The 20,498-nt window shown below is 67.6% G+C and carries 11 protein-coding genes; 7 read left to right on the top strand and 4 right to left on the bottom strand.

Translation table 11 applies throughout. From position 1 onward, the window contains the following. Positions 1 to 61 precede the first annotated feature (61 nt). Together ABQ039_RS00220 and ABQ039_RS00215 are read left to right on the top strand one after the other, a co-directional pair. The gene (locus tag ABQ039_RS00220; protein ID WP_164741636.1) at positions 62 to 2,557 is read left to right on the top strand and encodes a DEAD/DEAH box helicase; all 2,496 of its coding nucleotides are present in this window, start codon (positions 62 to 64) and stop codon (positions 2,555 to 2,557) included. Then, positions 2,554 to 4,062 (top strand): ribonuclease H-like domain-containing protein, encoded by a 1,509-nt coding sequence (locus ABQ039_RS00215; protein WP_349778292.1) that lies wholly within the window; start codon positions 2,554 to 2,556, stop codon positions 4,060 to 4,062. The genes ABQ039_RS00220 and ABQ039_RS00215 overlap by 4 nt, the downstream gene beginning before the upstream one ends. Before the next feature lie 34 nt (positions 4,063 to 4,096). Here ABQ039_RS00215 and ABQ039_RS00210 read toward each other — a convergent pair whose 3' ends face one another. The 3 genes from ABQ039_RS00210 to ABQ039_RS00200 all read right to left on the bottom strand — a co-directional run bounded on the left by ABQ039_RS00210 (position 4,097) and on the right by ABQ039_RS00200 (position 7,684). Then, complete coding sequence (locus tag ABQ039_RS00210; RefSeq protein ID WP_184609642.1) at positions 4,097 to 5,227, bottom strand: saccharopine dehydrogenase NADP-binding domain-containing protein; 1,131 nt, start codon at positions 5,225 to 5,227, stop codon at positions 4,097 to 4,099. Positions 5,228 to 5,438: 211 nt separating this feature from the next. Continuing rightward, a complete protein-coding gene (locus ABQ039_RS00205; RefSeq protein WP_184609640.1) occupies positions 5,439 to 7,283 on the bottom strand; it encodes a M56 family metallopeptidase in 1,845 nt (614 codons plus the stop codon). Between the two features lie 2 nt (positions 7,284 to 7,285). Next, positions 7,286 to 7,684, bottom strand: coding sequence for a BlaI/MecI/CopY family transcriptional regulator (locus ABQ039_RS00200; RefSeq protein ID WP_024940429.1), 399 nt, complete (start codon positions 7,682 to 7,684; stop codon positions 7,286 to 7,288). A 439-nt stretch (positions 7,685 to 8,123) separates the two neighbouring features. On the opposite strand from ABQ039_RS00200, the gene ABQ039_RS00195 reads away from it, so the two are divergent. The 4 genes from ABQ039_RS00195 (at position 8,124) to ABQ039_RS00180 (ending at position 18,543) form a co-directional block, all read left to right on the top strand. Continuing rightward, entirely contained in the window at positions 8,124 to 8,954 is an 831-nt protein-coding gene (locus ABQ039_RS00195; protein WP_184609638.1) for a trypsin-like serine protease, read from the top strand. A 132-nt stretch (positions 8,955 to 9,086) separates the two neighbouring features. Continuing rightward, positions 9,087 to 17,753 (top strand): GH36-type glycosyl hydrolase domain-containing protein, encoded by an 8,667-nt coding sequence (locus ABQ039_RS00190; protein WP_374057833.1) that lies wholly within the window; start codon positions 9,087 to 9,089, stop codon positions 17,751 to 17,753. After that, positions 17,750 to 17,971 carry a hypothetical protein gene (locus tag ABQ039_RS00185; protein ID WP_024940426.1) on the top strand — a complete coding sequence of 74 codons (222 nt, stop codon included), beginning with the start codon at positions 17,750 to 17,752 and terminating at the stop codon, positions 17,969 to 17,971. Before ABQ039_RS00190 ends, ABQ039_RS00185 begins: the two co-directional genes overlap by 4 nt. 227 nt (positions 17,972 to 18,198) lie before the next feature. Next, positions 18,199 to 18,543, top strand: coding sequence for a hypothetical protein (locus ABQ039_RS00180; RefSeq protein WP_024940425.1), 345 nt, complete (start codon positions 18,199 to 18,201; stop codon positions 18,541 to 18,543). Positions 18,544 to 18,744: 201 nt separating this feature from the next. Here ABQ039_RS00180 and ABQ039_RS00175 read toward each other — a convergent pair whose 3' ends face one another. Further along, on the bottom strand, positions 18,745 to 20,022 hold the full coding sequence (locus ABQ039_RS00175; protein WP_184610406.1) for a DNA topoisomerase IB: 1,278 nt from the start codon (positions 20,020 to 20,022) through the stop codon (positions 18,745 to 18,747). Positions 20,023 to 20,080: 58 nt separating this feature from the next. Here ABQ039_RS00175 and ABQ039_RS00170 point away from each other — a divergent pair, with 58 nt between their 5' ends. Beyond that, the gene (locus ABQ039_RS00170; protein ID WP_016901590.1) at positions 20,081 to 20,461 is read left to right on the top strand and encodes an I78 family peptidase inhibitor; all 381 of its coding nucleotides are present in this window, start codon (positions 20,081 to 20,083) and stop codon (positions 20,459 to 20,461) included. Positions 20,462 to 20,498: the final 37 nt, after the last annotated feature.

Below are 20,498 nucleotides of genomic sequence, written 5' to 3'. Positions count from 1 at the left end.
GCGCTGGTCTCATACCCTGAGACACCTCCCCTGTCTCATGCCCCTCTTTGGGAGCCGCCGTATGCCTCCGTTTGCCCTCGCTCCCCGCACCGAAACCGCCGAACGCGCGCTGGCCACAACCGATGGCCGGCCCAGCCGCGATGGCGCACTGCTCACCGAACGCCTGGAACGGCGCTACCACGACCGCATCACCGGCAGCTTCACCCTGCCCGGACGCGACGGCCGTTATGCGCCGATTCCCGCCGACGTGCCGGCCGCGCTGGCCGACGCCTTGCGCGCGCGCGGCATCAGCCAGCTCTACAGCCACCAGGCCGATGCCTGGGCGGCCACGCAACGCGGCGACCATGTGGCGATCGTGACGCCCACCGCGTCGGGCAAGTCGCTGTGCTACACGCTGCCGGTGGTGAGCGCGGCGATGCGCTCCGGGGCCAAGGCGCTGTACCTGTTCCCGACCAAGGCGCTGGCGCAGGACCAGGTGGCCGAGCTGCTGGAGTTGAACCGCGCCGGCGAGCTGGGGGTGAAGGCCTTCACCTTCGACGGCGATACGCCCGGCGACGCGCGCCAGGCGATCCGCCTGCATGGCGACATCGTGGTGAGCAACCCGGACATGCTGCACCAGGCGATCCTGCCGCATCACACCAAGTGGGCGCAGTTCTTCGAGAACCTGCGCTATGTGGTGATCGACGAGATCCACACCTACCGCGGCGTGTTCGGCAGCCACGTCACCAATGTGCTGCGCCGGCTCAAGCGCATCTGCGCGTTCTATGGCGCCAACCCGCAGTTCATCCTGTGCTCGGCCACCATCGGCAACCCGCATGCGCACGCGCAGGCCCTGATCGAAGAGCAGGTGCATGCGATCACCGAATCCGGTGCGCCCACCGGCGACAAGCACGTGCTGCTGTGGAACCCGCCGGTAGTCAATGCGGATTTGGGCCTGCGCGCATCGGCACGCTCGCAGAGCAACCGCATTGCGCGCATCGCGATCAAGAGCGGGCTGAAGACGCTGGTGTTCGCGCAGACGCGCCTGATGGTGGAGGTGCTGACCAAGTACCTGAAGGACATCTTCGACCACGACCCGCGCAAGCCGCCACGCATCCGTGCGTACCGCGGCGGCTACCTGCCCACCGAGCGGCGCGAGGTGGAGCGCGCGATGCGCGCCGGCAATATCGACGGCATCGTGTCCACTTCGGCATTGGAACTGGGCGTGGATATCGGCGCGCTGGATGTGGTGATCCTCAACGGTTACCCCGGCAGCGTGGCGGCGACCTGGCAGCGCTTCGGCCGCGCCGGGCGCCGCCAGCAACCCGCGCTGGGCGTGCTGGTGGCCAGTTCGCAGCCGCTGGACCAGTACGTGGTGCGGCACCCGGATTTCTTTGCCGATGCCTCGCCCGAACATGCGCGCATTGCGCCGGACCAGCCGCTGATCCTGTTCGACCACATCCGCTGCGCCGCGTTCGAGCTGCCGTTCATTGCCAGCGAGCCGTTCGGGCCGATCGACCCGCTGGTGTTCCTGGAAGCGCTGGCCGAGAGCGACGTGATCCACCAGGAAGGCGACCGCTGGGAGTGGATCGCCGACAGCTACCCGGCCAATGCGGTGAGCCTGCGCTCGGTGGCCGACGGCAACTTCGTGGTGGTGGACAAGAGCGACGGCAAGCAGCAGATCATTGCCGAGGTGGATTATTCGGCCGCCGCGCTGACCTTGTACGAAGGCGCCATCCACATGGTGCAGAGCACGCCGTACCAGGTGGAGCGGCTGGACTGGGAAGGCCGCAAGGCCTATGTCACGCGCACCCATGTGGACTACTACACCGACAGCATCGACTACACCAAGCTGAAAGTGCTGGACCGTTTCGACGGCGGCGTGGCCGGGCGCGGCGACTCGCATCACGGCGAGGTGCATGTGGTGCGGCGCGTGTCCGGCTACAAGAAGATCCGCTATTACACGCACGAGAACATCGGCTACGGGCCGGTCAATCTGCCCGACCAGGAACTGCACACCACTGCGGTGTGGTGGCAGTTGCCGCAGGCCACGTTGGGCAAGGCGTTCGCGTCCAAGCAGGATGCGCTGGATGGTTTCTTGGGTGCGGCCTATGCGCTGCACGTGGTGGCCACGGTGGCGGTGATGGCCGATGCGCGCGACCTGCAGAAGGCCGTGGGCAATGGCGACGGCGCGTGGTTTGCGGTGGCCGACCAGACCGGGCGCGGACAGCTGCGCGGCGTGGACGAGGGCGAAGAAGGCGCGGTGGAATTGCAGCAGGCCTTCGTGCCCACGGTGTATCTGTACGACAACTTCCCCGGCGGGGTGGGCCTGAGCGAGCCGCTGTGGCTGCGCCAGGCCGAGCTGCTGCAGCGCGCCGACGAGCTGGTGCGGCGTTGCGACTGCAGCGCCGGCTGCCCGGCCTGCGTGGGCCCGGTGCTGGCCGCGCATGAGGAAGGCAAGGGCGAGTCGCCCAAGTCATTGGCCTTGACGGTGCTGGCACTGCTGTTCGATGCGGATGCGCCGTTGCGGCATGCCACCCAGGTGGACGATGACCTGGCGCTGGACGTGCTTGCATGAGCGTGAGTGCGGACCGGTTGCGCTTGTTGCGGCGTCAGGCCGGGCATGCCGATGTGCCGGCGCCAGCGCCAGTTGCAGATGGCGCTGCAGTGGATGGTGCGGATGTTTCCGCTGCGGGCGATGCGCAGGCCGATGCACACCCGCTGCGCGCGGCAGCGGTGGCGCGCCCCTCGGGTGATGCAGTCGGTGAGGATGCAGTGCCGGGCGATGCGCACACGCGTGCCGCAGGTGACATGCCTGCGGCGGCGCAGCCGATGCGTGCGCCGGCGGCAGCGGTGCCTGGCAGCGATCCTGGGGTGAGCGCAGAACGCTTGCGCCTGCTGCGCCGCCAGGTCGGCGGGCTGACACCCGCGGCGCGCAAGGACGATGCGGTGATGCCCACGCGCGCGCAACGCCAGCCTGCGCCGGGTGCTGCTGCGTCTGGGTCACGCGCTTTGCCGCGCGATGCTGCTGTACGAAGCGCGCAGCCAGGCAGCGCAGAGGCGGCCGGTGCACCGCGTGCCCAGCCCAGCGCACCGGCCATGACGCGCCGCGCCCTGCAGGCACCGGTTGCTGCAGCGCCTGCGCGTGATAGCTCGGCGTTTGCCTGGGTGGACCACGATGTGCGCCACAAGCCGGCAGGTGCAGCGGCCGATGCGGCAGCGCGCGTGCCGGCTGTGCGCGCAACACCGGCTGCGCCCACATCACTGCCGCCACCGCAGCGACGCACCGATATCGCCGGCCTGCGCAAGATGATCGGCCTGCGCGAGCGCGCGGTCTCGATGCACGCGCCGGTACGCGCGGCGTCCACCGATCGGCATCTGCCCGGCAACGAGATCGCGCCCGGCCTGCACCTGATCGAAGCCTTCCTGCCGCAGGCGATCCCGTGCCAGGCGCTGTCGCTGGCGTTTGCCAAGCGCGAGGACGCGGTGGACCCGATGGATCTATTGTTCTTCGACACCGAAACCACCGGCCTGGCCGGCGGCACCGGCACGCGCGCCTTCATGATCGGCGTGGCCGATTGGTATACCGACGCTACGCAGGGCGGCGGGCTGCGCGTGCGCCAGTTGATGATGTCCACGATGGCGGCCGAAAGCGCGATGCTGGATCTGTTCCGCAGCTGGCTGTCGCCGCAGACGGTGCTGTCCAGCTACAACGGCCGCTGCTACGACGCGCCGTTGTTGAAGACGCGCTACCGGCTGGCGCGCCGCGGCGACCCGATCTCTGCACTGGACCATGTGGACCTGCTGTTCCCCACCCGGCGCCGTTACCGCGGCACCTGGGAGAACTGCAAGCTGGCCACCATCGAACGGCAGCTGCTGCGCGTGGTGCGCGAAGACGACCTGCCCGGCTCCGAAGCGCCGGCCGCCTGGCTGAGCTACCTGCGCGGCGGCAGCGCGCGCAACCTGCGCCGCGTGGCCGAGCACAATCACCAGGACGTGGTGACCTTGTCGCTGCTGATGCAGCGCCTGGTGGCAGTGGAAGCGCAGGACCGTGACGTGATTCCGATGCTGGAGACGCCCTGACAACAGGCCGTCATCGGCCGTGGCGCCAGCGCACTCACACAGGCACTTCCAACAGCTCGGTCACCATCTGCCACGCCGCGAACTCCTGCTCGAATTCGGCCAGGGTCAACAAGCCCATGCAGGCATGCGCGCCGATCGGTAATGCCTGCCCTGCGGCAAGCTTGCGCACCAGCAGGATTGCGGCGAAGCAGGGAATCTCAGGGCCGTGCAGCATCGCAGCGGTGAGGTCCCACTGCAGTCGCAGCGGCCGGGGATCGCCAGCCTGGGGATGGCTCATGCCTCGCAGCTCCACGCGCATGCCACCGATGTCGGTGCCGAAGCGGTCAAACCAGCGTGCCGCACGTGCAAACACCTCGGCCAGGCGCGCCATCGGCAATGGCACGCCGTGCTGACGCAGCCAGGCGACACCGGCCAGGCAGCGCTGCAGGAACGGCACCTCCAACGCCGCGCGAAACTGCACGCTCTGCACGCCCGGATAGCGCTGGGGCAGCAGATCGTGATCGGGCACATCGCATGGCGACGCAAGCCGCGGCGCGAGCTGGGCGAACTGCACGCGCATGGGTCTGGCCCAGCCCACCACCGTTTGCCAGCGGCCCTCATGCAGCCATGTGAACGGTGTGCCGCAGTACGACAACACCGCACGCACGGTGGCCAGGCCAAGCGGTGTACCTTGCGCGGGCGCGATCACCATGCGGATGCCATGCAAGGCGGAAAAACGCGGGAGCAAGGCATCGATGACCGCGCTCGACAGCGCGGGCAAGGTGCTGGCGCCGCTGATGGCCACACGCTGCGCTTGCCTTGCCGCTGCATCCACTGCCGCGGGGAAATCGCGGACGAACGCGCGGCCGTCGGCCAGGTCGATGTAGTGCATGCCGGCCTGCAGGCAGGTGTGCGCCACGGCGTAATCCTGGCCCTGGAACGGGCCTGCGGTATGCACCACCGCATCGGCGGCAGTGGCCGCCAGTTGCGCGGCAAAATCGCTTGCGTCGATATCCAGGCGACAGCACGCGATGCGACCGGGTGCCACATCCGGCCACCTGGCCGCCACATCGCCGGGATGCCGTCCGGCCGCGATCACCTGCAGTTGCGCCGTTGCCGCCAGCGCCCGCACGATGCGCGCGCCGAAATGCCCGAAGCCCCCCAACACCACCACCCGGTACGTCATTGTCTGCTCGCCGTCTGCGCCTGTTGCGCAGTATCGGCGAGTCGCGGCGTCACCGAGTCACCAGCGCTGTGTGTCGCCCGCCGCGCGTGCCTGCACGGCGCGTGCGGCGCAGAGCCGGTTTGACGCCAGTCACTGCCTCCGGCCGAGAGGGCGCCAGCTGCTCGCCGTCTGCGCGTGCTGCACAGTCCCGGCGAGCAGCGGCCTGCGGCGATCAGCCCTCGATCTGCGTGGCCAGCCCCTGTGCGATCGCCTCGCGCATGATGCGCTGGGCTTCCTTGTCGGCGCGCACGCTGGCGGCGGCCTGCTGGCTAGACAGGTCTGCCTGCTCGGTGGCGAGCGCCGCCTGCTGCCTGGCCAGCGCCTGCATCCGCTGGTCGGCGCCGCTGCGCTGCATGGCCTGTTCGGCCTGGCGTACTGCGCGTTCTGCTTCCCGCGCCGCACGCTCGGCGGCCTGTTGTGTCAGTGCATCGGTGTCGAGCAAGGATGCATTGACGTGCTTTGCGGCCGCGTCGGCAGCACGTGCACCCAGCTCGGCCATCTGCGCACCCAACTCGCCCTGCTGCTCGCCGAGCTTGCCCTGGCGCTCGCCCAGCGCGCCCTGCGCCTGGCCCAGTTTGGTGACTGGCGCATACGCCGCATTCAAGCGCTTGAAGGTGTCGGGATCGCGCACGACGTATTGCTTGCCATCCTTGCGGAACCACATCAGCTGACCATCCTTGCCGGCCAGACGACGCACATGCTTGAGATCGTCCACCGAGCCATTCATGACGCTGTCGTTGCCCTGCAGCAGCACGTAGGCATCGCGGTCGGGGTCATGCGACAAGTTGATCTGGCCGTGCGTGGAGGTGGTGGTGAAGGTCTGGCTGGTGGATGACGCCGCTGCAGCCGGTGCGGCGGCGTTTGCCGGTGCGGCGGTTGCTGCAGCAGTTGCCGGTGCAGCTGCAGCGGCGGCAGTGGCCGGTGCCACGGTGCTGGACACGCCGGCAGCTGATTTCGCCGGTGCGGCCGCTGATGCGGCAGCAACAGCCGGCGCGGCGGGCATCGCCACCAGGCGCAGCGGTAGCACGCCGGTGATGGCCACCGCGCCCAGGATCAGGGCCGCGCCAAACCGCGGGAACGAGGTCGGGTTCTGCAACATGAGCAATCTCCGTTTGAGGCTGAGGAAGGACGGCGAGGCGCTGGCCACGCCGCCGTGCGGGCGCGGTGCCACGCCCAATTGCAGCAACAGCCGGCCATAGTCGTGGCGGCAATGACGGTGGCCTGCGACCACCGCGGCATCGCAGGCGGCCTCGCGGGCAGTGGCGTACTCGCGCGCGGCCAGATGCACCAGCGGGTGGAAGAAGAACAGGTGCTGGGCCAGCGACGGCAGCAAGCCCCACCACAGATCGCGCCGACGCAGATGGATCAGTTCATGGGTCAGCGCCATATCCAGATCGTCGTCGGCCATGTGCGGCAGGCGTGCGGCGGGCAGCAGCAAGACCGGGCGCCAGGGCCCGATCAACTGCGGCGAGACGATCTGCTGCGACAGACGTATTTCCGGCGGCTGCGACAGGCCATGCGCTTCTGCGGCCATGCGCAGTGCGGCGACCAGGGCGCGATCGGTGCACGGTGCGGCAGCGCGTACCAGGGCGCGGCTGCGTCGGTATGCGCGCACTGTGCCGAGCGCCATCACTGCAACGCCGGCAACCCATAACGCGGCCAGCCACAGCGCCCAGGACGGACCGCTTGCACCCTGCAGCACGTCTGCCGCGCCCGCACTGGCGACCGCGCCGGCGCCGGATGCACTGGCATTGGCCATCACCATCGGCGCCAGGCTATTGCCGGCAATCAAGGCAGGCGTGGGCGTGGCTGCGGGCAATACCGGCAACTGCAGCGGCGCGTTCCACAGCAGGCCGACCACGGCCTGCACTCCCACCAGCCACCATAGCCAGGTCTGCGTGGTGGCGGGCAGCCGCCGCACGCTGCGGCACAGCGCCCACACCGCCAACGCCAGCACGGCGGTCTGCACGCTGGTTGCACCCAGTTTCCAGAGCAAGGCTTCGATCATCGGCGACATGCTCAATCCTCCTTGCGCTGCGACTGCAGCTTGGCGACCAGGGCTTCGAGCTCGGCCAGCTCGCTGTCGCTGACCTCGGCGCGCTGCGACATCCACGCCACGAACGGCGACACCGAGCCCTGCAAGGTCTTTTCCACGAACTGCCCCACCGCCGAGCGCACCACCGCGTCCTGCCCGCTGGTGGCGCTGTAGCGATACATGCCGTCCACCTGCTCACGGCGCAGAAAGCCCTTGGCGCGCAAGCGCTCCATCATGGTCAGCACGGTCGAGCGCGCCAGCCCACGCGGCTCACCGAACGCGGCCGCCACTTCGCCGACACTGGCCTGCCGTTGTTCTTCGATGTGTTGCAGCAGGGCCAGCTCCTGGTCCCCGATGGTCTTGCCACGCATGCCGCTCTCCATGACTACAGTTGTCGCTACCGTAAGCGTGACGACAACTGTAGTCAATAGGTCGGATGGCAGGGGGACGGTACAGATGAAGAATCAGACGGAAAGCCGTGACGAAGAGGTTCGCCAAGATTGGCGCCTCCGACAGACTGTTCCCCGCTGCAAGATTTACCAACCTGACGGAGCCAACCGGGGAATCGAGGCTGCGTCAGTTATCGCTCCTAAGCGGACAGCCGACTCGAACTTGCTGCCGCGCATGCATGCATCTCAAGGTTGGCGATGGAGTCAAAGGCTGCTACCGGCTTCAGACATCGTTTCCTGGACTTCGTCGCTCACCAGTGCGTTTCGTCAGATTGCGTGCCCTGTCTTGAGCCTGCTCAGCTATGTTGCGCCGGGATCTGCAAGCACATTGCAGATGGGGCTCAGATCAATACCTACAAGGACGTGCGGACACATGAAATGCTGGCTGTTTGTTGCTTTGCTCACCCTTTCATTCGGGGCGAACGGCGTTGTCATTCGTGCCGATGTTGACGACTCAAATTATCGAATCGATCGATCAGCGTTTCCAGCTCTGGCGGACATGCCGGGCGAAGGGCACGGCGTCCTTATCGCGCGGAAGTGGGTCCTCACCGCCGGACACGCGGCTCCCATGGACGGCATGGACGCGGAGGTGGTCATCAACGGGAATGCCTACAAAGTTGCTCGGGTCTTCGTCCACCCTGGCTACAAGCGCATGCCCGACGCACTGGGCCAAGAAGCGTTGAAGTCCGGCGATCCGTCCAGAATTCATGCCTTTCTGGCAGGTTCGGATGACATTGCTTTGATCGAATTGGATGCACCTGTTGAGCAGGTTGTACCGGTCGCTCTTTATCGAGGTGGCGATGAGGTCACGGAAGTCGCCATGTTTCTAGGAAAGGGGGCAACCGGCAATGGCATTAAGGGGCAGATTCCCGGCTCTCCACATCGTGGCGCGCTGAGGCGGGCTTACAACGCCATTACTGGAGCGAACGACCGCTATCTCTGGTATCGATTCGATCCCCCTGCACAGGGGCTTCCCCTCGAAGGTGTATTGGGAAGCGGTGACAGCGGCGGCCCGCTCGTGGTGCAAGTTCAGGGCGCCTGGCAACTCATTGGACTGGGATCTTGGATCACGGCAGTTCCGGAACACGCGCTAGAGGCCGGTTTCTATGGGCAAATGGTCTATAACGTCCGCATCTCGCGATATGTCACCTGGGTCGATGACGTGATGTGTGCGGCAGATGGAGCCTCCTGTGCGGAGAACTAGCCAGCGCCGCTGCCACTAGCGCGTGCCAGGGAGAAACCATCGCGATGAAGCGGGCGGCCTTCACGTGCGCCACCATGCCGGCGCGCATGATCGTGGTTCTAGCGGCTCTTATGCTGCACAGGTCATGTCTCGATGCCGCCACAGCGGAAGGCTTCTGCGTTTTCTCTCTGGTGGCAGTCGATTACCCAGCCAGCAGCAACCCTGCAGCATCCGTCGGTGCGCGATACCGTGCCTGAAGGCGCGGCCTTGCTTGGCGACGAGCAGATGGAGGCGCTGGGGCACAGCCTGGCGCAGGCGCATGTGCTCTATACCGGGCCTACCCGCGAGCTGCTGCTGTCGCAACTCAAATTCAACGAGCGCTCGCTCGGCACGGCCGCAGCGCGATTGGCCGAAATGTCTGCCGATGGCTTGCGCCTGCATCCGGCCGGCGAGTGGTTATTGGACAACTATTATCTGGTGGAAGAGCAGATGCGCCTGGCGCGTCAGCATCTTCCGCCCGGGTATAGCCGGCAATTACCGCGTCTGCGCACGCCAACGTCGGTGGGCCTGCCGCGCGTCTACGAGCTGGGCTTGCAGGTGGTGGCGCATGGCGACGGGCGCGTGGATGTCATCACGCTGAGCCGTTTCATCGCGGCCTACCAACAGGTGGCGCCGCTCAAGCTTGGCGAGTTGTGGGCGATTCCGATCATGTTGCGGCTGGCGCTGATCGGCAACCTGCGCCGCATCGCCGAGGACATCATGCACGACGGCCGCGACACCCGCCTGGCCGCGCATTGGGCCGCGTTGCTCAACGCCACGGCGGCGGCGCAACCCAAGGATGTGTTGGTGGTGGTGGCCGACCTGGCGCGCTCGCAGCCGCCGGCGACCGGTGCATTCGTGGCCGAGCTGACGCGCGGCATCCAGGGCCGTGGGCCGGTGTTGTCGATGGCCAGCGCCTGGGTGGAGCAATGGCTGGCAAGCGAGGGCCACAGTGTGGAAGCGCTGGTGCACGCCGAAAGCCAGCGCCAGGCAGCCGAGCAGGTGGCGATCAGCAACAGCATCGGTAGCCTACGGTTTCTGGATGACATGGATTGGCGCGATTTCGTCGAGGCCATGAGCGTGGTCGAGCAGACCTTGCGCAAGGATCCGGCCGACGTGTATGCGCGCATGGATTTCCATACCCGCGATAGCTACCGGCATGTGGTGGAACAGCTAGCGCAGCGCCTGGACCGCGACGAGCCGGACGTGGCCGAGGCCGTGCTGCAGCTGGCGGCGCACGCAGATGCCGCGATGCCGGTGGCCAACCACGTGGGCTATTACCTGGTGGATGCGGGATTGCCGCGGCTGCGTGCCGCGCTTCGCGACCCAGCTGCGGCAGATACGCCGCCCCCCTCTCACCCGCGCGCGCATCGCGTTGCGCTGCCGCTCTACCTGTTGCCGATCGCAGCGATCGCGTTGCTGTGGACCGGCGTGCTGCTGCAGGGCGTGAGCGCACTGCCGCCGGCGCTGTGGTGGATCACCGCCGGCATCGCGCTGCTGGCCGCCAGCGAGCTGGGCATTGCGCTGGTCAACTGGGTGGCAACGCTGTGGGTGCGCCCGCATCCGTTGCCGCGCATGGACCTGCGTGCCGGCATCACGCCCGATTGCCGCACGCTGGTGGTGATGCCGAGCATGCTGGCCAGTCACGAGGCCATCGACGAGCTGGTCGGCGCGCTGGAGGTGCATTATTTGGCCAACCGCGACGCACAGTTGTACTTCGCGCTGCTCACCGATTTTCTCGATGCCGCGCAAGCGCTGTTGCCTGGCGACATGGCATTGGTGGCACATGCGGCGCAGCATATCGACCGGCTCAACGCGGCCTATGCCGATGCGCACGGCGATCGCTTCTTCCTGCTGCATCGCGCACGCCAGTGGAACGCGGGCGAAGGCTGCTGGATGGGCGCAGAACGCAAGCGCGGCAAGCTCGAGGCGCTCAACCGCCTGCTCTGCGCCGACGACGCGCGGCTGCAGGCGGCCAACGAATTCCTGCAGGTGCAAGGCGATGTCGCCGCGCTGGTGCAGGTGCGCTATGTGATCACGCTCGACAGCGACACCCACCTGCCGCGCGATGCGGCACGCGCGCTGGTCGGGGCGATGTCGCATCCGTTGAATGTGCCGCGCATGAACGCGGCCGGGCAGATCGTCGAGGCCGGTTACGGCATTCTGCAGCCGGGCCTGGGCACCGGCATGAGCGAGGGCGGCGAGTCGCGGTTTGCGCGCATGTTCGGCATCGAGCCGGGCATCGACCCGTACACGCGTGTGGTCTCGGACGTGTATCAGGATCTGTTCGGCGAAGGCTCCTTCATCGGCAAGGGCATCTATGCCGTGGCCACCTTCGAGCAGGTGCTGGCCGGCCGCTTCCCCGATAACCGCGTGCTCAGCCATGACCTGCTGGAGGGCTGCTATGTGCGCGCCGGTTTGCTCAGCGACGTGCGTCTGTACGAGCGCCACCCGCAACGCTATGCCACCGATGCCAAGCGCCGCGCGCGCTGGGTGCGTGGCGACTGGCAGTTGCTGCCGTGGTTGCTGCCGTGGGTGCCCGACCGGGGTGGCCGGCGCGCGCGCAATCCCTTGTCGTGGTTGTCGCGCGGCAAGCTGCTGGACAACCTGCGCCGCAGCCTGGTGGCCCCGGCCGCGCTGAGTCTATTGCTGATCGGCTGGTTGTGTTCGCCCACGCCATTGCGCTGGACGCTGTGGCTGCTGGTGCTATGGCTGCTGCCGGGGCTGTGTTCGGCGCTGTATGCGCTGGCGCATCCGCCCGAGGGCCTGGGACTGCGTCATCACGCGCGCCAGGTCGGTGTGGGGCTGCGTCAGCATCTGCTGCGCACCGGCGTGGTACTGGCCTGCCTGCCGTTCGAAGCAGGGATGCAGCTGGCCGCCATCGCCCGCACGCTGGTGCGGATGTCGATCACCCGGCGCCATCTGCTGCAGTGGGCGCCATCCAGCGAAGTGGAACGCAGCGCGCGCAGCGGCAATGCCGAGCAACAGCTGATGGCCGGCGCCGCGTGCAGCGCGGCACTGGCGATCGCCGCGGTGGCGTGGTGGTCGCCGTTGGCGTTGTGGGCGGCATTGCCGCTGGGGCTGGCGTGGATGGCCGCGCCCTGGCTGATGGCCTGGCTGGGCGAACAACCCGCCGCACCGGTGGCGCAGTTGTCGCAGGAACAACGCGCTTTCCTCGGTGGATTGTCGCGGCGCACCTGGGCGTTCTTCGAAAGCCATTGCACTGCGCAGCACCACTGGCTGCCACCGGACAACGTGCAGGAATACCCGGTCACGGTGGTGGCCAACCGCACCTCGCCGACCAATATCGGGCTGGGCCTGCTGGCCAATCTGGCCGCCTACGATCTGGGCTACCTGACGGTGGCCGGCGTGATGACCCGCGTGGCCGATACCTTGACCACGCTGGAAACGCTGCCGCGTTATCGCGGCCACTTCTACAACTGGTACGACACCGAAACGCTGGTACCGCTGTTGCCGCGCTACGTCTCCACCGTGGACAGCGGCAACCTGGTCGGGCATCTGCTGACGCTGCGGCAAGGCCTGCTGGCACTGGTGGATGCGCCGGCGGTGTCGATGGCGGTGTTCGATGGGCTGGCCGACACCCTGGGCGTGCTGGCATCGCGAACGCAGACACGCAGCGACGACGCCGCCAATGCGCTGGACGCAATGTCGCAGAGCCTGCAGAGCATCCGCAGCCAGCCCGCGCCGAGCCTGCACCAGGCCGACCAAGCGCTGCGCCTGCTGCTGGCGCAGAGCCACACGATCCTGGCGCTGAAGCCAGACAGCGACGACGACGAGCCGTGGCCGCAACGCTTGATCGACAGCTGCGAGGCGGCCCTGGCCGAAGTGGGCCATTGCGCAACCACGCTTGCCGGTACCGATGCGCACGCGACGCCGCCCCCTGGCGCCACAATCGCCACGCTGCGGCAACTCGCCGTCAGCGACCACGCACCCGGCGTGCAGACCTGGGCCGCCGGACGCGTGCAGGAGCTGCAACGGCTGGCGCATATCGCCGGGCAGCTGGCGCAGCTGGACTACGACTTCCTCTACAGCCCCGCCCAGCAGTTGCTGTCGATCGGCTACAACGTCGACGACCAGCGCCTGGATAGCGGCCATTACGATCTGCTCGCCTCCGAAGCGCGCCTGGGGATCTTCGTGGCGATCGCCCAGGGCAAGTTGCCGCAGGAGAGCTGGTTCGCACTCGGGCGCACGCTGACCGACACCGGCGCCGAGCCCACGCTGCTGTCGTGGAGCGGCTCGATGTTCGAGTACCTGATGCCCGATCTGGTCATGCCCAGCTACCCGCAGACCTTGCTGAGCCGCACGATGCGCGGTGCGGTGCAGGCGCAGATCCGCTATGGCACCGCACGCGACGTGCCGTGGGGCGTGTCCGAATCGGGCTACAACACCGTCGATACGCGGCGCAATTATCAATACCGCGCGTTCGGTGTGCCCGGCCTGGGGCTCAAGCGCGGCCTGGGCCAGGATCTGGTGATCGCCCCCTACGCCAGCGCGATGGCGCTGATGGTCGAGCCGGATGCGGCCTGCCGCAATCTGCAGCAACTGCAGGCGCTGGGATTTGGCGGGCGTTTCGGCTTGTACGAGGCGATCGACTACACCCCCTCGCGCGTGCCGCGTGGCGAACAGCATGCGCTGGTGCGCTCGTTCATGTCGCATCACCAGGGCATGGCGCTGCTGGCGCTGGACCAGGTGTTGCGCGACGCGCCGATGCAGAAGCGCTTTGTCGCCGACCCGCAATTCCAGGCCACGCTGTTGCTGTTGCAGGAGCGTGCACCGCGCGCTGGCGTGTATGTCAAAGGCCTGGCCGACGCCGCCGAGCGCCCGGTGGCCACCGAAGCCGGCATGGCCTTGCGCATCCATCGCGACCCCAATCTGCAGCAGCCGGCGCTGCAACTGCTCTCCAATGGGCGTTACCACGGCATGCTGACCTCGGCCGGTGGCGGCTACAGCCGCGCGCGCGACATGGCGGTGACGCGTTGGCGCGAAGACGGCACCCGCGATCACTGGGGCACGTTCTGCTATCTGCGCGATGTGGACAGCGGCGCGGTGTGGTCGGCCGCGCATCAGCCCACCTGCGTGCCGGTGGAGCGGTACGAGGCGATCTTTTCCGATGCCAAGGCCGAGTTCAAAGGCAGCCACCAGCGTTACGACAGCCATCTGGAAATCGCCATTTCCGCGGAAGACGATGTGGAGCTGCGCCGCTTGCGCATCCGCAACCGCTCACGGCAGACGCGGGTGATCGAAATCACCACCTACGCCGAAGTGGTGCTGGCACCGGCGCAGGCCGACGAGGCGCATCCGGCTTTCAGCAACCTGTTCGTGCAGACCGAGATCCTGGCCGACAAACAGGCGTTGCTGTGCACGCGTCGCCCGCGCGGGCATGACGAAGCGCAGCCGTGGATGCTGCATCTGGTGGCAGTGCACGATGCCGACGTGGCGTCGATCTCCTACGAGACCGATCGCGCTGCATTTGTCGGGCGCGGGCGCAGCACCCGCAATCCGCTGGCCCTGCACGCACACGCGCACGCCAGCCTGTCCGGCGCGGCCGGCTCGGTGCTGGACCCGATCGTGGCGATCCGCTGCCGCATTTCGCTGGCGCCCGATCAACAGGCGCAGGTGGACATGGTCTACGGCGTCGGCACCCAACGCGCGGCCTGCACCGCGTTGATCGACAAGTACCGCGACCGCCGTCTGGCCGACCGCGTGTTCGATCTGGCGCTGACCCAGAGCCAGGTCATCCGCCGGCAGATCAACGCCTCGCTGGAAGACGCGATGCTCTACGAACGGCTGGCCGCACGCGTGCTGTTCGTCGACCCGCAATTGCGCGCCGACAGCGAGGTGCTGCTGCACAACCATCGCGGCCAGTCGGCGCTGTGGAGTCACGCCATCTCCGGCGATCTGCCGATCGTGCTGTTGCGCATCGCCGACCCCGACAATCTGGAGCTGGTGCGCCAGCTGGTGCAGGCACACGCGTACTGGCGCCTGAAAGGCTTGCGCGCGGATCTGGTGATCTGGAACGAAAGCCAGGCCGGCTATCGGCAATCGCTGCAGGACGCCATCCTGGGCCTGATCGCCGCAGACCCCGAGGCCAATGTGCTCGACCGCCCCGGCGGCATCTTCGTGCGCGCCATCGAACACATCTCGCAGGAAGACCGCGTGCTGCTGCAGACCGTGGCGCGCGCGATCCTCAGCGATGCCAACGGCAGCCTGGACGCGCAATTGCAGCGCCACCCCAGCGCGCGTGCGCATCCGCCGTTGCTGGAGCCCATCAAGCAACTGGACAGCGCCGATTACCTCAGCAGCACCCACGCCGCCTACCTGGACCGAACCCTGCAGGCCGCCGCCGAAGAACCGGTGTTGTTCGACAACGGCCTGGGCGCGTTCGCCGCCGACGGCCGCGAATACCGCATCACCCTGGACGAAGGCACCGCCACACCGGCGCCGTGGTGCAACGTGATGGCCAACGCGCAGTTCGGCAGCGTGGTCAGCGACAGCAGCCCCGGCTACAGCTGGGCCGAAAACGCGCACGAATTCCGCCTCACGCCGTGGCACAACGACCCGGTCGGCGATGCCTCCAGCGAAGCGTTCTACCTGCGCGACGAAGACACCGGCCAGGTGTGGTCGCCGATGGCGCTGCCATGCCGCGGCAGCGGTCGCTACACGGTGCGCCACGGCTTCGGTTACAGCGTCTACAGCCATATCGAACACGGCATCGGCAGCGAGCTGTGGGTGTTCGTGGACGTGGAGCGCCCGATCAAGTTCAGCCATCTGCGGTTGAAGAATCTTTCCGGCCGCCCACGCCGGCTCAGCGTCACCGGGTACGTGGAATGGGTGCTGGGCGACATCCGCACCCGCTCGCAGTTGCACGTGGTCAGCGAGGTGGATCTGGGCAGCAGCGTGCTGACCGCGCGCAACCCGTACAACACCGAGTTCGACGGGCGCGTGGCGTTCTTCGATGCCGATGCACCCAGCCGCAGCATCACTGCCGACCGCAGCGAATTCATCGGGCGCAATGGCAGCTTGGCCGCGCCCGCCGCACTCAGCCGGCAACGTCTGTCCGGGCGCGTGGGTGCCGGCCTGGACCCGTGCGCGGCGATCCAGATCCCGGTCACGCTGGCGGCCGAACAGAGCTTCGAAACGGTATTCCGCCTGGGCGCGGCGGTGGATCGCGACACCGCACTGACACTGGCACGCCAGAGCCGTGGCGTGGCCGCCGCGCACACCGCCTTGCTGGCGGTGCGCGCGCATTGGCAGCAGGTGCTGGGCACCGTGCAGGTGACCACGCCCGATCCAGCGGTGGATCTGCTGGCCAACGGCTGGCTGCTCTACCAGACCATCGCCTGCCGGTTCCTGGCACGCAGCGGCTACTACCAGTCCGGTGGCGCGTACGGCTTCCGGGACCAGTTGCAGGACAGCATGGCGATGGTGCACGCGCAGCCAGCGCTGGCACGCGCGCATCTGCTGCGCTGCGCCGCGCATCAGTTCGTGCAGGGCGATGTGCAGCATTGGTGGCACCCGCCACAGGACCGCGGCGTGCGCACGCAGTGCTCGGACGATTTTCTGTGGTTGCCGCAGGCGCTATGCCGCTATCTGGACGTCACCAACGACGCCAGTGTGCTGGACGAGCGCGTGAGCTTTATCGACGGGCGCGCCCTCAAGCCCGACGAAGAATCGTATTACGACCTGCCGCAGATCACCGCCAACATGCAGTCGCTGTACGCGCACGGCGTGCTCGCCCTGCAACGCGGCATGGCACGGCTGGGCGAACGCGGCCTGCCGTTGATCGGCAGCGGCGACTGGAACGACGGCATGAACCGGGTCGGCAAGGACGGCAAGGGCGAGAGTGTGTGGCTGGGGTTCTTCCTCTACGACACGCTGCTAAGGTTCGCAGAGGTGGCCGCGCAGCACGACGATGCGGCATTCGCGGCGACCTGCCGTACGCATGCGCAGGCCTTGCGCACCGCGCTGGAGCAGCATGCCTGGGATGGGCGGTGGTACCGGCGGGCCTGGTTCGACGACGGCACGCCGCTGGGTTCGAGCGATTCGGACGAATGCCGTATCGATTCGCTATCGCAGAGTTGGGCGGTGCTGTCCGGTGCGATGGACCCGGCACGCAGCGCACAGGCGATGGACGCGATGCACCAGCAGCTGGTGGATGCCGAGACCGGCATCGTCAAGTTGCTGGTGCCGCCGTTCGATCGCACCGGGCACGACCCCGGCTATATCCGCGGTTACGTCCCCGGCGTGCGCGAAAACGGCGGCCAGTACACGCATGCGGCGGTGTGGGCAACGATGGCCTTCGCGCATCTGGGCGACAGCGCGCGGGCCTGGCAACTGGCCGGCCTGATCAACCCGATCCACCACGCCCGCGACGCGGCGGGCGTGCAGCGCTACAAGGCCGAACCCTATGTGCTGGCGGCCGATGTCTACGCGGTGGCGCCGCACGCCGGCCGCGGCGGCTGGAGCTGGTACACCGGCGCAGCCGGCTGGATGTACCGCTTGCTGACCGAATCGCTGCTCGGCCTGCAACGCCATGGCGAGCGCCTGCACCTCGTGCCGTGCATCCCGGCCAGCTGGCCCCAGTACCAGCTGCGCTATCGCTTCGGCACCAGCACCTACGTCATCGACGTCACCCAGCGCCCCGGTGTCGAGCCACGGCTGGAAATCGACGGCATAGCGCAAGCCGAGCTTGCTTTCACTCTGGTCGACGACGGTGCGGTCCACGCTGTCGCCCTGGACTGGCCGGGAGACGCGACATGAGCACACGCATACGCACCCACACCAATCACCAGCTTTCCGATCTGGGCAGAATGTTGTCGGTCTGGCCGCAGCGGGTGCGCGACCCCAGCCAGTTCTGGCCGCAATTCGATGCCTTGGCCAAAGGCATTCTGGATGAGGCGGCTGCAGCCGATCTGCAGCGGGTGCAATGCCGCCTGCGGCAGCTGCTGCGCCGTCACGGACTGACGCGGACGCAGTAAGCACGCAGGCAGTCTCCGCACACGCCAAGGCCGCTGGTGGTCGATCTCGGTGACATTGCGCTGTACGTGCAGATGGTACGCAGCGCCGGTTTTGCCGGGGCCGCGCGCCGACTGGGGCGCCACGCCCAACAGCGTCAGCCGGCGTGTGCACGGGCTGCGGGCAGTCTTCATGCCACGCCAACAACGCTTTCTTCACGCTTGCGCCATTCTTCCCCTGGAGATCTCCCATGATCCGCACCCTTGCTCCGCTCGCTGCCGTGTTGTTGCTCTCGGCCTGTGCCTCCAACCAGGTCGTGCAGGTGCAGCCCATCGACGGGGCCATTTCCGGGCAGTGCCATATCGACAAGGTGCGCGGCGCCGTCGGCTTGGCCGCGGCGGCACAGACCATCGAACGCGCGCGCGTGGACAGCGACAGCCTGCAGGTCAGCGTGCGCCGCGGCGAGCGCGCCACCGGTGGCACCACTGCCAGCGGCCTGGCCGACCCGGCCCAGGGCGCCAGCGAAAGCGGCGGCGATCACCTCACCGTCGAGACCGGCCCGAACAACAACATCACCGCGATCTACTGCGGCTGAGTCGTTTGGGATTCGGGATTGGAGATTCGGGATTCGGTAAGGCACTGCTGCTATCCGTCTCCCGGTCCTCCACTTGGAGTGGCTGACAAAATCTAGCGCGTCGGCTTCACGTAAGCGTGGACGGCGAGCAGCAACCGCACTGTACTTGTGGTACCTGCCACGCCCGCCTGGGGGTCAGCGCAGTCGTTTTTGTCGCCGTTTTCAAGCGGACTTCCGCTTTGATGCAGGCCTTGCCCGTACCTTGGGCTTGTTACGCGAAGCGCTCAAGAACTTCAGCGTGGCTGCCTCCCACTGGCGCTCGCCGCGCACGCCGGTGGCCATGGCCTGCAAGTGACCGGCGCGCCAGCCTTCGAACACGCACGGGTCGATATACGCCTTGCGACACACCGAGGGTGTATTGCCCAGCGCATCGGCCACCTCGCGGATGACATCGTTCTGCACCTGGGTCAGCGCGCGCTCGCTCATGCGCTCGGGCAGCGGCAAACGTGCCAGGCGTTGCAATGCCGCCAGCGTGCCGCCCCAGGTACGGAAATCCTTGGCGGTGAAATCCTCGCCCATCGCCTCGCGCAGATAGTCGTTGACCTCGCCCGAGTCCACCGGCTGCAGCTGGCCGTCGTCATCGCGGTACTGGAACAGCGATTGCCCCGGCAATTGCTGGCATTCGCGGATCAGTTTGACCAGTTGCTTGTCGTCCACCTCGATATCGTGATCCTGGCCGCTCTTGCCGCGGAACTTCAGCCGCGCACGTCCCCCGCGCAGGAATTCCATGTGCCGGTTGCGCAACGTGGTCAGCCCGTAGGACCGGTTGCTGCGCGCATATTCGGCGTTGCCCACGCGCACCAGCGTGTCGGCCAGCAACGCCACCACGATCGCCAGCACCTTCTCGCGCGGAAATCCCGGCAAGACCAGATCGCGGCGCAGCCGTCGGCGCAGCTTGGGCAGCGCCTGGCCGAAGGCGATCACCCGTTCGAACTTGCCTTCGCCGCGCACCTGCGCCCAATCGGCGTGGTAGCGGTACTGCTTGCGCCGGCGCGCATCGCGGCCGGTGGCCTGCAGATGGCCGTTGGGCTTGGCGCAGATCCACACCTCGGTATATGCCGGCGGAATCGCCAGCGCGCGGATGCGCTGCAAGGTGTCGGCATCGGCTACGCGTTGTCCATCCGCGCTGCGGTAACTGAAGCTCTTGCCGGCCTTGCGGCGGCTGATGCCGGGCTGCTGATCGTTGACGTAGGTGAGCCCGGCCGCGCGCGCGGTGGCCTTGGCCTGTGCAACCGCGGCCACGCTCGCCACCGCGGCGGTGGCGGCCACCGCGCCGGCGGCAACGGTGGCCAGCTTGCCGGCCGCGCTGGCGGTGGCGGCGGCATTGCGAAGAACACGTTTGGCTTTCATTGCGCACGGATCGAAGGACAGGCGCCGATTGTTGAGCCGGTCAGGACTAGGCCGCGTCAACGCTGCGACAACGCCATGTGGGCAAGCGATGCCCGCGGGCGGGTTTTCTGCTTATGCTTGGGCCTCCCCTACTGTGCTGGAGTCATCGATGCGCGCTGTCCTGCCTACCGCCCGTCTGGCCTGTACCCTGGTCGTGCTGGCGGCATTGACTGCCTGCGGTTCGCCGCAACCGGACGAGCAGGAAGCCGTCTCCGCCAAGGCGCAGCAAGCCGCCGAACAGGCCGCCGCACCGGCACCGGCGGCCGCGCCCGAAGCGCCGCCGATCGGCAGCTGCGATGCCACCCAGGTGCAATCGCTGGTGGGCCAGGCGCTGACCGATGCGGTGAGCGACCAGGCCCGCACCGACGCCGGCGCCAAGTCGGTGCGCGTGCTCAAGCCCGGCCAGATGACCACGATGGAGTTCAACGGCGAACGGCTCAATCTGGAAGTGGATGCCAAGAACGTGATCGCTTCGGTGCGTTGCGGCTAAGTACCGGTTGGCGCCTGTTGGCGAACAGGCGCCGAGC

It is taken from the genome of Xanthomonas sp. WHRI 6108 (genome assembly GCF_040202385.2).
GTDB classification, from domain to species: domain Bacteria; phylum Pseudomonadota; class Gammaproteobacteria; order Xanthomonadales; family Xanthomonadaceae; genus Xanthomonas; species Xanthomonas arboricola.
Note: the sequence above shows the minus strand (reverse complement) of the source record. Positions and strands in the feature narration are given on the sequence as shown.